Here is a 13716-nt window from a genome sequence, read left to right on the forward strand (position 1 = left end):
TTACAGCGACCTTACTGATACCCAGAGATGGAGATCGCGATAGCTCCGGTTGATACGTTCTGTCCCGGTGATCCCGTCATCAGGCACGGTCTCGTTGAAGAGGAGGAACTCGAGCCGGTTATAGTCCCCGGCAGCAACCGGCACGATGGTGTAGGGCATGACCGTGGTCTGGTTATGGGCGACCTGTACCGGGAAGCGGTCGATACGGTCCATGGCATGCAGGGTGCTGGTGTTTGTTCTCTCGTCGAATGTCATCTTCATAAAATATGTCTCGACCGTGTAGTTCACCGGCCGGTACTCGTGGTTGCCGATACCAATATAGAGGGAGCTGTTCGTCCCGGCGACGAGGCGGGTGGGATAATCGGCAGCCTTCTGGTTCTCCCCGAGGATAAAGAACTCCGTGAACTTCTCGCCTTCCTTGGGGACAACGATGACAAAGACCGTTGTGGCAATGGCCCCGACAATTGCAACAAGGAGGATGATGGAAAGGATCCGGTCGGTGCGTGAACGTTCAGATTGGGGAAAGAATTCAGTTACGAGGGTACTCCGGATCTCCTGGAACGGGACAACGAACCGTTCTTCCTCCGGAACCTGCGCCCTGCGGTACTGGGCAAGGAGGCACAGGGAGACGGTGATCAGTGACAGGGAGACAATAATCGGATCGAGCCGGATCCCCCAGGGCGTATAGTTCAGGACAAGCCCTGTGAGAGGAACAACCGCAATGGAAAGCCCGAACGAGAGTGCAATCCTCTCGATGCCATCGAGATCGCGGGCAGCGGGAAAGAGGGCCGCTATCAGCGCATAGCCGGGGATGAACACGACCAGCGGGATACCGAACAGGATGCGGAGGAAAGACTCGTTCAGGACGGGAACGTAGATGCAGAGAAGCGCAAAAAGAAGCCAGAGTTCGCAGGCCAAAAGGTCACGGGGCACCCGTGTTGTCGCAAACGCGGCAACAACCGTATCATATGGGTGCCGCGGCTGATCCATGACAGGAATATTCACTGTTCAGGATATTATGCATGTCGGGATTATTGCCGTCTGCAATGGCAGGTACGCGTCACTTATAGGGAAAAAAGGGCTCTTTTGAAATTCTATGAAGTAGTGATGGGGGTTGATGCCCCCATACCGCCGTTTGCGATGAACGGCCGCCGAAGTCGAAGAACGCTTCGCGCTCTTCTTATTATTCTGGTTTTTCAAACCAGTCGGAGGCGCAAGGGGGGGCAACTATCCGGAAGGAGGTTTTTTACAGAGTGCGCTATGCCGCCCCGCGGTACAGGAATCTGATGAAAATCCCTTGGATTATTCATACCGGCAAAAACGTGTATCCGGCCGTGACAGGAATTCCCGGAAGTGAGCGGCCCTCAGACTTACCAGGTGATCTCCGGAACGCCCTTGGACCGGAAAACGGTATTAATCTCCTTCTTCAGCTGCTCGGCACGCTTTTCGTTGACCCGGGTTATCATGGTGATCTGCTCGATGACCTCTTTGTTCTCCGGTGTCATCTCATCCGGTCCCCAGGCCGGTGTTCCGGCAGGTGCCTGCAGGATATCGATGATCTTCTTGTTGACCGAGATCCGCCGTGATAACTTTGCCAGCTCGCAGAACTTCTCCCGGTCAACGCCGACCTTCTTTGCCAGCTCAAGACCGTCCTTAAAGCGCTGTTTCCTCTGGAGGATATTGTCGATCGCACTGAAGATCTCTTCATGTCGGAAGGGCTTCGTGATATAGTCATCGATGCAGATGTTGTACTGTTTTGCTTCGGCAGAGGTGAGACGTTTGCCGGTCAGCATCAGGACCGGGATCGGTTTTGTTAAGGGATCCTTCTTGATCTGCTCGAGTGTCTCCCACCCGTTCATTGGCTGCATCAGGACATCGAGAAGGATCAGGTCGGGGAGTTGCTTTTTCAGGATGTCGAGGCATCCTTTCCCGCTGAAAGCCCGGATGGTCGCGTACCCTTCATCCGTGAGGAACTGGTCGATGATCTCTACCATCCCGGGATCATCATCTACGATAAGTACTGTCTGTTTCACCGGTTTCTCTCCGGCAACTGCCCCCACCGGGATCCCTGTTGCCGCTGTCCTTCTTCTTACTGTCATGATGGCAAGACCGGCCGCGAGGAAGACCGATACGGAAAATACTGCCATGAAGACAACCGGCAGGGATGTTGTTTCCGGCACCGGTTCCATTGTAGCCAGATGGGATGGCGTCCCGCGCGCCTGGCAATCCGGATCGCCGGGGTAATCAGCGCAGAAAAGCGTTGCGGCCGGCGTGAGGTCTGCGGATACTAACAATGCCCCGTTCCGCGAGTCCGTGAGGGTGAAGGCTGCCATGTCCTGCACCCAGGGGACCGTTATACTCATGTCGCTTGAGTCCCCGTCTTCCGTGTAGCCGATCAGGGTGCGCCCTTCCGGGTCGCCGAGGATGTCACCCTGGGCCCGCCAGGGTTCCCTTGTGGAGAACGAGAGCCGTTCCTTTCCGGCGGTGTCAAGGATGCTGCCTTTCAGTTCGCCGGACTGGAGTGCCAGGTTCGGGGCCCTGCCGTACTGGACCTCGGCAGATGAAAGCGTATAAGCTCCATCCAGGTAATTGAGTTGGATACGGACAACTTTATCGAAATCGGGAACCACCTGTTCAGCGGCTGTACCGAACGGACAGATACCGCAGCACAGGATAATAATGACAAGGAGACCGGTTAGCTTGTGGAAGTTCATGATACAACCACCTTTCCGAGAACGTAGTTGATCCGCTGTGTTGCCGCTTCACCAAATTTTCCCCGGTACCCGCTAGCCATGATATCGGGCATGGGGTCCCAGCGCCAGTAGGGCTGGCTGCAGCTCGCTGACGAGACGGTTGCAGCCTGCTGGATCTGCCGGCATTGTGCAGGATCCCGGCCATCGGAACGTGCATCCGACTCGCAGTTCTCGCGCGAACTCCAGACATTTGCATGCGGGTCGTTCTGGTAATAATAGGTGTTGCCACAGTACGTATCGACAAGATCATACATTGCATGCCCGGTCTCGTGCTGGATCAGGGTCAGCTGGTCGGCCGGGGCCTTCATCAGGTTGCGGCCGGGCCCATAGTCCTGGCTGCACCCGGTCGGCATGCATGCTGCGTCCGAATAAGCACCGTAGTATTTCGGGTACAGGATGACGGTTATATCGGCAAACGTCACGTCATTCCAGTAATTGCCGGGAATTGTACCGGCACAGCCGTCAAATGCATCCGCAGGTGCTGACGGGTCATAGTAGTAATAGAAATTAAACCGGTCACGGTAATCAGCAGGAAGGGGTTTTGATGACGGGGTAATCTTGTCAAGGTCCAGATACGTCGAATGGATCACCTTCATCACGTCCTCCCTCAAGCGGGTCTCGTTGTTGATATAGACCGGTGTTGAGACCTTTGCATGGTCAGTACAACTGTAGGAGGTTGATGAAGGATAAAAAACTACGTTAATTGCACCCTTTTTCTCACTCTCTTCGTTTAAGAGTACGAGCGCACCCCGTGCAATCTCCAAGGAGACTGTTGTCTGATCAGGATAGACAATTTTGGTTGTAACTTCCCGGAAATCCGGTTTTGTTACCCGCACGGTATGGGTCCCGTCTTTAAGGCCGTCGAGAGTAATCACCCCGGACGAGTCCGCGGTTGTCCCTTTATATGCGCCGTCAAGGTATACGAGCGCGCTCCCGACAACGGCTTTGGTACGGGCATCCTTGACAACCACCGTGAGAGATCCAGGTTCAGCGGCAGTGACAGTCCATGCCAGAGCGAGAAGGAAGACTATCATGAAGATCCTGCCTGTTCTTCCGGGATATGAAAGAAATGACATACGGGTGTGGTAATCCCTCGCAGACAGCTGCGATCGGAAATCAGATAGTTATTATTTATTGCAGGGGGTTTACAATACTTTCCGATCAAATATCTGTGTGATTAGGCCCATTCACAGCATTATTCCTCTATTGTACCGCATTCTCACCAGATTTACCGCTCCCTGGCAATTCACATACTCTGGTACATGCCCCCCGCTCCGTGACAAAATACCTGTCAGGGCCGCCAGACTATCACCGGGTCTCCGTGAGCTTTAATACAGAATGAGGTGTTGTTATTATGGAACCGTGAACGGGTGCGGAGCACGCTCCGGCCTCCGTCGCAGACACCCATGATTTCCGGAACGGGTGTATGCGTGGGGGGTTTTGCACCGTGCATGGCCGAACAATGCCTCGGTAGGGTAGTGGACATCCTAGAAGCCTCCGGAGCTTTTGACCCGGGTTCAAGTCCCGGCCGGGGCGTTTGGTTTTCACGTCAAAATCTCTTCTCAAAAATGAGTTATTTCATGTTAATAATTCATTAATCAACAAATAACGTGAATCCATCTGATTCTCTATAACTCAAAATTGTGATTCCACCCACCCCATGCGGGGATCGCTCGGGCGAGTCTAAATCTGATGGTTTTGAAATTTTTTGTCTTCTCATGCTCCAAGTCTGATGACGTGTCGCTTTCTCCAATCAAACCTCGCTGAATATGACGCTCGATTTCTGCCGACCCCTCGTTAGGCAGGGACAAAAAAACTTTTGAAAATAAAGTTTTATAGCACCGGCTTCTTCTTCAGCGCAGCGACCAGCAGCTTTACGCTGTTCTCGAGATCCGAGAGATCAATTACCTCAACCGGTGAATGGATGTAGCGCGAGGGGACGCTGATCGTCGTGCTCGGGATGCCGCCCTTTGTCAGGTGGATCGCTGTTGCATCGGTCGTGCCCCCGCTGCCCACTTCAAGCTGCACCGGGATATTCTCTGCGTCGGCCGCTGCCTTGAGCCAGCTCACGACTTTCCGGTTTGCAATGAGTCCGCGGCCGCTGGAGTCGACAATGGTGACGACCGGGCCTTTTCCCATCTCAACTGGTGCGTCTTTCATGTCAATGCCCGGGTGGTCGCCGGGGATCGTGACATCGGTTGCAATGGCGCAGTCGGGATCAAGCGAGTACGCGCTCGTCCGCGCCCCTTTCAGGCCCACCTCTTCCTGCACAGTGAAAACCGCATAAATTGTATGCGGGGACTTCACTTCCTGCATGGCCTTGATCAGCATCGCGACACCGGCCCGGTTATCAAAGGCCTTGCCGGTTACGCGGTTGTTTGCGAGTTCCGCGAACTGCCTGTCGATGGTAACGGGAGTGCCGACATCGATACCCAGGAGTTCCACTTCCTGCCGGTTCGATGCCCCGACATCGATGAACATGTCGTCGATCTTGACACCTTTCTTGCGCTCCTCGTCATTCATCATGTGCACGGGCTTGCCGCCGACAACGCCGTACACCGGCCCTTTTGTCGAGTGCAGGACAACCCGCTGGGTGTAGAGCACGGGATCGTACCAGCCGCCAAGCGCGACAAAGCGGATGAAGCCCTTCTCGTCGACATATTTCACCATCAGGCCGATCTCGTCCATGTGGGCGGCCAGCATCACTGAAAACTTCCCGCCTTTCTTTGTTGCGATCAGGTTGCCCATCGCGTCCTCGCGGATATCGTCCACGTGGCCTTTGAGCTCCTTTTTTACAATCGCAAATACGCTGCCTTCACTGCCCGACACACCGTGGGCATTGGATAATTTTGCTAACAGTTCCCTGACCATGGTATCACTTCACAAGGTTTCCAATCCGCTCAAGTGCTGTCATAATATTCTGCCGCGATGTGGCATAACTGAACCGGGTGTATTCCGGGGCATTGGCACCGAACGCCGTGCCGGGTACCACAATAACACCGGCTTCGATAATCTTCTCTGTGAGGGCGGGTTTCATCGGGACGAACGTGTAGAACGCCCCCTCGGGCTTCGGGAAATCAAAACCAAGACTTTTCAGTCCGCCCCAGATGAGGTCGCGCCGTGCCTCATACTCGTCCCGCATGACTTTCACTGCGCTCTGGTCTCCTTCATACGCAGCCACTGCCGCGTACTGGGCGATTGAGGTGGCGCAGGCCTGGCAGTACTGGTGGACCTTCAGGCATTGCCCGATGATCTCGGGAGATGCCGCAAGATACCCGATACGCCATCCGGTCATCGCGTAGGTCTTGCTCGTGGCATTGATGGTGATCACATTATCACCGAACTGCGCTGCGCTCACGTGCTTCTTGCCATAGATGAAATGCTCGTACACTTCATCGGAGATGATGGTGACTCCCTTGTCTGCTGCGCACTCGACAAGGGCCCGGATCGACTCCTCGCTCTCAACCGCGCCGGTCGGGTTGCCGGGTGAGTTGATGACCATGAGCTTTGCCCCGGCCATCAGCTTCTTTGCCGCCTCGACATCGATATGGAGCGTTTTTGTCAGCGGCACGCTGACCGGTTTTCCGCCGGCAATGGTGGCAAGCGAGGAGTACGACACAAAACCCGGGTCAGGGCAGAGGACGCGATCACCGGGGTTCAGCATGGCCTGCATGACAATGTGGAGTGCCTCGCTCGCACCGGCCGTGACAATCAGCTGGTCAGGATGGTACTTGATCCCGTTCTCGTTTTTGAACTTTTTACTGATAGCGGTACGGAGTTCCGGCAGGCCGTTGTTCGTAGTATAGCCGGTTTTTCCATCCTGGATTGCTTTGATTGCAGCATCCTTGATATGCTGCGGGGTGTCGAAGTCCGGCTGGCCGAGGCCTAAGTTGATCGATCCCGGGCCTGCAGCTTCGAAGATCTTTCGGATGCCGGAGATCTCGATTCCGGCAACCCGTTCTGAAAATTTCATGGTCATGGTTTTCCTCATTCGATGTTCGTGTGGCGGTTCTTGAGCGAAGACTCGTCGGTCTTTGTAATCTCCATGAGCCGGGAAATGACGGCATCGGCAAAGATCATGGACGCAGTCTCAAAGAGTGTGCCAAGCGGGGCAAACGACTTGTGCTCTCCCATCATCTGGCGGATCTCAAATTCCACGGCATCGTCAGTCACTGCATCGCGCTGGTGTTCGATGACGACATTGCAGTCGGAGATCCTGCCAATCCGTGAATCCGCATTGGAGGTGATGAGACAGATGTGCGCCCCAATCTCCTTTGCCGTCTCCGCGATATCCGCCACGGTCTTGGTCCTGCCGGATCCGGAGAAGATCACGATCAGGTCTCCCCCGGAGAGCGCCGGGGTGATGGTCTCTCCGACCACGTAGGCCTGCATACCGAGGTGCATCAGCCGCATGGCAAATGCCTTCGCTACAAGTCCCGAGCGCCCGGCGCCGATCACGTATACCCGCTTTGCCTTGAGGATCTCTTCGAGGAATTTTTCGACATCGTCATCGGAGATGGTGTTGGTAATCTTCCGGATCTTCGATGCCATCAAGAGCATCATCTCCTGAACCCTGTGGCGCTCCATGGTTTTCTCCAGAAATGATGCATCTACAAAGCAGATGAGGATTTCTACAGAGCGAGCCCGTTGCGTAACATAGGTCCACGGGGATAGATCTATATGGGATGTTCATACAATCTTGACTGTGATATCCCCGCTCGTCAAATGCTCGCCATTCATCAAGTGGGCCGGTGGCAAGCGGCAGCTGCTTGTAGAGCTGGACTGCCGCCTCCCGGAATTTTGGGATACCTATTACGAACCGTTTGTCGGGGGCGGTGCACTGCTCGTCCACCTTGAGAACAAGGGGCTCTTAAAAAAAGCGGTCATCTCCGACCTCAACAGCGAACTCATCAACCTGTACCGGGTTGTTCAGGACACCCCGGGAGCTCTCATCACGGCGCTCGCAAACGAGGATTTCCAGAATAATGAGGCCTCATATAAGAAGCACAAAGAGCGGTTCAATGCACTGATCGGCAGCAGGAACCATTCTCTCGAAAGGGCTGCCTTGCTCATCTTCCTCAACAAGCACGGGTTCAACGGGCTCTGGCGGGTGAACCGGAAGGGTAAGTTCAACGTCCCGTTTGGCAGTTACACGAAGCGTTCCATCCCCTCGGACACGAGCATCCTCAAGTTCTCTGCCATGCTTGAGAAGGTGAAGGTTGAGAACCGCGACTTTGCATTGGCCGTGAAGACCGCAAAGAAGGGAGACTTCATCTATTTCGATCCCCCCTACCAGCCGCTCTCGAAGACGGCAAACTTCACGGACTATAACTCCCACGGGTTTCCGTTCACTGAGCAGGAGCGCCTCGCCCGGTTATTCCGCCGGCTCACAAAGAAGGGGGTCTGCATCATGCTCAGCAACTCCAAGGTGCCGGAGATCGAGGAACTGTATGCTGATTTCCATATTGAGTCGGTGAATGCCAAGCGTTTCATCAACTGCAATGGCGAACGGAGACGGGGGATCCAGGAGATCATTGTCACGAACTATGCCTTTGATAAGAAATGACTGAACTCTATGCCGTAAAATTGAGATCCACAATTTCTTTTTTATGCTATGCAGAAATGCCATGCAAATAATGAGGGTTATTAGCAGGTTCTGTCACAACATGGTCGTTGTGCAAACCGGTCCCTGACCGGCAACAGCACGGTGCAGACAACGCTGGTAAGAAAACGGGAAGATACCGGAAATTGCCCCAAAAGATATCCCGGGTTGTGTTCCTCGTGATCCGGCTGATTCCTGGAGAAGAAGATCTTCCGGGCCCGGATCACCCTCATGCGCGACAACCCGTCCGCAGCATACCCGTCAGTAAGTACCAGTGTGAATACGAAAGATATGGAGGTGACGCCTGAGAAACCGGTCAAACGTGGTTGAGCAGAGACAAAGGAGATAAGATTGGTGTCTCCCGCTTCCAATGCACAATGCCCCCACTCCCCATTAACCTTACAATACCGTTTTTCGCCTCAGGCAATCCGGCCCGTCTGCGGGGGCGGGCTGGAAATGCCCTTTATTAGTTGTCTGGTACACCGGCTCTTTCCGGATAGTATCCAGATCAACAATCAGTCGGTTTTTCCCGCGTGATATTCTTCTATCTGGCCAAAAGCAGTCAGCTTCCCGTTCTCGATAACCGAGACGGCCCCGTGTCCGCCGCAGATGAGGCAGCGCTGGCCGGATGATGCCAGGGCCTTGTCAGTCTCTTCTGCAAGGGCCATCAGCGCAACACGCTCCTGTTTAGCCCGGTCGCTGTCCACGTTGACCGAGGTGACCAGGAATGCGGCAAGGGAACTGTAATCCGCCCGGGCCTTGGTCAGGCTTCCGAAATTGATGACACTGTCCGCTGCGAAGATCAAACCATGATCCCGGGAATAGAGGAATACCTGCCCGAAGGTGTGTCCCCCTAAACCGTCAAGCACGTCCAGATGCAGCGGGCCGATGGATACCGTCCCGATGACAGGAAAGATACCCTGCTTCTCTCGTTCGGGCTCGCCGAAACAGTGGATATCTTCTGGCACCTGGAACCGCGAAAAGAGGTTGATCATCCTGGTATAAAACGCTTCAAGCACGGACTCCTGGCTCCGCGATCCCCAGCCCCGGTTGTTCGTGCGGATGATCGCAAGCGTTCCGTTGTGCATGTGAACCGGGACGGTGAAATGCCCCGATGCCCCGCAGTGGTCAGCGTCAGCATGCGTCACGATGATGCGGGAGAGTTTCCGCATGTCAATGCCATACCGGGAGAAGAGAGCCATGAAGTCATGGTGATAGATACCGTACCCGGTATCAATCATCAGGAGGTCATCCGGTGAACTGATGAGAAAGACCGATCCGCCGCAGGGTGGCTGGAAGCAGTACAGGGTTATCCCGGGTGCCACCGCAAACTGCTGCACCGATGCATAAAAGCCCGGGCCTGATGTCTCCATCATGGTCCGGCCGGTGGCAAGGACACTGTCAAAGACCTGGTGGGGGTTGCACCCGCGGTCCATGAGTTCCTGCGCAATGTGGTTGCTGTCGGCAAGGAAGGAGAGGAGGAACGCGTCCTCCGATTCTCCGATCAAATCGCGGACAGCCTGCGCGTACCGGACATAAAAGACCGTATCGTCAAGGTGGCGACCGGTACGGTCATACTCGAGGATCTCGAGCCGGTACCGGGACTTGAGCTCGTCAAGCAGCCAGTCGATCTCCTTGCTCTGCTCGAGGTTCAGGCTGATGGTCAGCCGGTCCGGGTGGCGACCCTTATCGTCGAAATCAATCAACGCGATATTTGCCCCGGCTGCAGTGATGTACGAGAGGAATTCATAGAGTGCCCCGGGACGGTGCGGGAGATAGACACAGAATTTCAAAAAATCCAGCGTGACAAGCGAGGTCTGGAGATACCCGATCCGGGCAAGGTCATCCATGATCTTCCGGTACGACTCTTCCGTGGCGGTCACCTCGTAGAAAACCGTTCCGGGATCGATCCTCCGGTCGAACTGGATGCGGTTGATATTGCCATCATAGTGCTTGATGATCTCGGCTGCCCGGTGCAGGGAGCCGGGTTCATCCGGCATGTGGGCGACGAAAGAATACTTCTGCATGATATTCCGATTGAGGTAGTACGTTTGCGTCCCTGCGTCGATATAGATTATGGTCTCAAAAGGGAGCAAAAAAGAACGTGGTTATTCTGTCTTCCGTGCCGCACAACCGATAAGGAAAACAGCACCAGCGATGATCAGGCCGGCAAGTGTGGTAACGGGAGAGAGGGGGAGGGAGAGCGGGCTTTTCACCAGTGCCGGGGAGAGGGAGGTGGTTTCACCGGCATTTACCGTCACCTGGAGAGAGAAGGTGAGATACCCGGGCGACCGGATTTCCACGGTATGCGTTCCTGATGCGATATTTGCCAGGGTGATCGGCGTGACACCCATATTAACCGAGTCCACATAGATGGCAGCGCCGGCCGGGTTGGAGGATATGGAGAGCGTCCCGGTATCGGCTGCCATGCCCGCAGGCGTCGTTGGTGCGACAGTAACGTTTGCTGCCGGAGCAGCGGGCGGGACAACCGTGATCGTGGTCCGGTACGTGTTCTTCACGGACGGGCTTGAGACGGTCACATAGTATGTGCCCGGCATCATATCCACACGGAACGCATAGGTGAAATATCCTGACCGGCTTGCAGCGGTGTCATACGTGCGATACACTTTCCCGATCTCATCGCTGATAACGATATGGATATCGGATGTTCCCTGTTCTGCTGTTCCCAGGAGCTGGAGGTAATCCCCGGTTTCAAGAGTATCAGGATTTGCCGTGACAAAAAAGTCCGGCTTCTTCATCATGACCGATGTTTTTGCGGATACTTCAGGATTGTTCACATCAAAAACCGTGATGTAGTAACGGGCGGTCTGCATCTTGTCAACGCCCTTTATCGACCCGGTATACCAGACGAGGCGCCATTTCCCGTCTTCTTTGACGATAACCGGGTTTCCGGTTCCCTCGGCCCCATCAAGATCGTAAATGGGGACACCATTTGCCGGCAGGCCCGGCCCGGTCAGCTTGATTGCGGTGGAATTCCCTGCCGGGGATACGCCGTCAAAGATGATCGTGTCGCCAATATAGTACCCGCCATTGCCCCAGTAGGCGATCGACATCGTCCCGGTTTCAGCCAGTGCCGGCGGTATGCAGAATATGACGGCGAGAAGGAAAACCAGCCGTGGAATCATACTCTTCAGGATAATCTCTCCCATAACGGTTCCTCAATTTATAAAGAATATCATTTTGTGACGGTATATCTCCTTTACGGTCATTGTTTGCCGGAGCAGGCCAAATCCGACGGATTCCGGGTTATCATATAACGAAACTATATCTATATTACCGGGTAACTGTTGGTACGAGGCAAAGAGGTAATGACCGACGTAGAATCAGCCAAAAAACATGGCGAAGAGGCATTGAAAACGAGGATCGCATCGATCCAGAAACCGTTCTCTTATGAGGAAACGGCCTACCACCTCCCGATATCGTACGCGCTGACCGGTGTCGCAGTCCACGATCGTGCAGCAGCGGAAGACGTTCTCAAAAAGACCGCGAATAACCCCATCGTTGCATCTGAATGCCTGCTGGCTGAACAGACCGCAGTTCAGGGAAAGGAACCCGCTCCCTATACCGGTTTCATCAGCGACACGGTAATCCGGAAGCTCGGTTATTCGCTCGTGGACGGAAGCATTCTTGGGCTTGCACTCATTGTCGGCACTCCTAAAGGAGAAGGAAGCGCCGCGGCCATCTGCCGCGAGCTGCAGGAAAAATACATGCTCACGTTCCTTGCCGGAAACGTTGTCCCGTCGCTGTCAGGAGCCGGCGTGAAGGTCGGTCTCGACTATCGCCTCATCCCCTTGGGCTCATCCCCGTTTTACGGCATTCACTTTGTGGACATCGTAGCCCGCGTTGCCATGATGTTTGGCGGGGTCACGCCCGGTGACATGCACCGCCTGCTGGCATACGCAGCCGAGCGTGCCAAGGCCATTGTCATTGTCTTCCCCGGCCTGACGGATGAAGAGATCGCCCTTGTCGACGGCATGCGGGTGCTGGGATTTCCCATCCTTTCCCTTGGCGGGTACGAGAATGCAACCTGGGTTCCGGCAACCCCGGGGGATGTGGTGCGCCAGGGAATGGAACTCAAGGGTATCAAGGTCAATGTCACGGCAATTCCCATCCCCATGAGCTGTTCACCGGCATTTGAGGGAAAGAGCATACGGAAAGAAGAGATGTACGTGGAGTTTGGCGGTGGCCGGTCGACCGCGTTTGAGCTTCTCCGAATGCGCGAGCCTTCCGAGATCGAAGATGGCAAGGTCACAGTCATCGGTCCGGAGATCGATGCTATGAAGGAGGGCTCAGCGAACCCGCTGGGGATCATCATCGAAGTCGCCGGAAAGGCGATGAAGAAGGACTACGAGCCGGTCCTCGAACGCCGCATCCATAATTTTGTCAATTACGGCGAAGGCTCCTGGCACGTTGCCCAGCGTGACCTCATCTGGGTGAGGATCTCGAAAGAAGCCGTGGCAAAAGGGGTGAAGATCGAGCACATCGGCAAGCTGCTTGCAAGTAAGTTCCGGATGGACTTCCCCCAGCTGCTCGATGCGGTAGCCGTGACACTGATCACGGACCCGGCAAAGGTTGTTGAGGCAAAAAAAGAGGCGGAGCGGGTGTACGATGAGCGCGATGCCCGGATCAAGGGCATGCGCGATTCAGATGTGAATACGTATTATTCCTGCACGCTCTGCCAGACGTTCGCCCCAAACCATGTCTGTGTCATCACTCCCGAACGGCTCGCCCTCTGCGGCGCCATCAGCTGGCTTGACGGAAAGATTGCGTACGAGATGTCTCCGTCGGGGGCCAACCAGCCCATCGAGAAAGGGGCCGTTATCAACGAGCTGACCGGAGAATTCGAGGGCGTGAACCGGTTTGTCAAGAAGGCAAGCCATGGGGAGATCGAGCGGTGCTCGCTGTACAGCGTGATGGAATACCCGATGACCTGCTGCGGCTGTTTCGAGGCAATTGCCCTGATGCTGCCGGAAGTGAACGGGATCATGGTTGTGAACCGGGAATACAAGGGCATGACTCCCTCTGGGATGACGTTCTCCACGCTTGCAGGCACTATCGGCGGGGGAGCACAGACACCGGGGTTTGCCGGCATCTCCAAGAACTATGTCCTCTCGGACCGTTTCCTCCAGGGCGAGGGAGGGATCGAGCGGCTTGTCTGGATGCCGGCAGCATTAAAGGAAGAACTCAAAGAGCGGCTGGAAAAGAAACTTGCAGAACGGGGCCTTACCGGGTTCCTTGACAAGGTTGCGGATGAGACCACTGCTGAAACTATCGAAGCGCTCATGGAATTTTTAGAGCGTGTCGGGCATCCTGCACTGACCATGAAGCCCCTGGTGTGAG

At 55.1% G+C, this 13716-nt stretch carries 10 protein-coding genes and 1 tRNA gene; 3 read left to right on the forward strand and 8 right to left on the reverse strand.

Annotation, left to right across the window (positions count from 1 at the left end):
* The 3 genes from METFOR_RS07115 to METFOR_RS07125 all read right to left on the reverse strand — a co-directional run bounded on the left by METFOR_RS07115 (nucleotide 1) and on the right by METFOR_RS07125 (nucleotide 3787).
* Nucleotides 1-990, reverse strand: a complete 990-nt coding sequence (locus tag METFOR_RS07115) for a DUF1616 domain-containing protein (RefSeq protein WP_015285441.1) — start codon at nucleotides 988-990, stop codon at nucleotides 1-3.
* Between the two features lie 380 nt (nucleotides 991-1370).
* Complete coding sequence (locus tag METFOR_RS14535; RefSeq protein ID WP_015285442.1) at nucleotides 1371-2714, reverse strand: response regulator; 1344 nt, start codon at nucleotides 2712-2714, stop codon at nucleotides 1371-1373.
* The gene (locus METFOR_RS07125) at nucleotides 2711-3787 is read right to left on the reverse strand and encodes a carboxypeptidase regulatory-like domain-containing protein (RefSeq protein WP_015285443.1); all 1077 of its coding nucleotides are present in this window, start codon (nucleotides 3785-3787) and stop codon (nucleotides 2711-2713) included. The genes METFOR_RS14535 and METFOR_RS07125 overlap by 4 nt, the downstream gene beginning before the upstream one ends.
* A gap of 430 nt (nucleotides 3788-4217) precedes the next feature.
* Between METFOR_RS07125 and METFOR_RS07130 the strand changes: the two genes are divergently transcribed.
* Nucleotides 4218-4289 (forward strand) — tRNA-Arg (locus METFOR_RS07130).
* 297 nt (nucleotides 4290-4586) lie between these two features.
* Here the strand turns inward: METFOR_RS07130 and METFOR_RS07135 are convergent.
* The 3 genes from METFOR_RS07135 to hxlB are packed head-to-tail and all read right to left on the reverse strand — an operon-like array spanning nucleotide 4587 to nucleotide 7340.
* Nucleotides 4587-5624, reverse strand: coding sequence for a M42 family metallopeptidase (locus METFOR_RS07135; protein ID WP_015285444.1), 1038 nt, complete (start codon nucleotides 5622-5624; stop codon nucleotides 4587-4589).
* Between the two features lie 4 nt (nucleotides 5625-5628).
* Nucleotides 5629-6732, reverse strand: a complete 1104-nt coding sequence (locus tag METFOR_RS07140) for a pyridoxal phosphate-dependent aminotransferase (protein WP_015285445.1) — start codon at nucleotides 6730-6732, stop codon at nucleotides 5629-5631.
* A gap of 8 nt (nucleotides 6733-6740) precedes the next feature.
* The gene (gene hxlB, locus METFOR_RS07145) at nucleotides 6741-7340 is read right to left on the reverse strand and encodes a 6-phospho-3-hexuloisomerase (RefSeq protein WP_015285446.1); all 600 of its coding nucleotides are present in this window, start codon (nucleotides 7338-7340) and stop codon (nucleotides 6741-6743) included.
* Between the two features lie 118 nt (nucleotides 7341-7458).
* Between hxlB and METFOR_RS07150 the strand changes: the two genes are divergently transcribed.
* Nucleotides 7459-8319, forward strand: coding sequence for a DNA adenine methylase (locus tag METFOR_RS07150; protein ID WP_015285447.1), 861 nt, complete (start codon nucleotides 7459-7461; stop codon nucleotides 8317-8319).
* Nucleotides 8320-8870: 551 nt separating this feature from the next.
* Here METFOR_RS07150 and METFOR_RS07155 read toward each other — a convergent pair.
* Both METFOR_RS07155 and METFOR_RS07160 read right to left on the reverse strand, forming a co-directional pair.
* Complete coding sequence (locus METFOR_RS07155; RefSeq protein ID WP_015285448.1) at nucleotides 8871-10382, reverse strand: MBL fold metallo-hydrolase; 1512 nt, start codon at nucleotides 10380-10382, stop codon at nucleotides 8871-8873.
* An 81-nt stretch (nucleotides 10383-10463) separates the two neighbouring features.
* Entirely contained in the window at nucleotides 10464-11525 is a 1062-nt protein-coding gene (locus tag METFOR_RS07160) for a PEGA domain-containing protein (RefSeq protein ID WP_015285449.1), read from the reverse strand.
* Nucleotides 11526-11684: 159 nt separating this feature from the next.
* On the opposite strand from METFOR_RS07160, the gene acsB reads away from it, so the two are divergent.
* Nucleotides 11685-13715 (forward strand): acetyl-CoA decarbonylase/synthase complex subunit alpha/beta, encoded by a 2031-nt coding sequence (acsB, locus tag METFOR_RS07165; protein WP_015285450.1) that lies wholly within the window; start codon nucleotides 11685-11687, stop codon nucleotides 13713-13715.
* Nucleotide 13716 lies beyond the last annotated feature (1 nt).

This window comes from Methanoregula formicica SMSP (assembly GCF_000327485.1).
In the GTDB taxonomy this organism is placed as follows: Archaea; Halobacteriota; Methanomicrobia; order Methanomicrobiales; family Methanospirillaceae; genus Methanoregula; species Methanoregula formicica.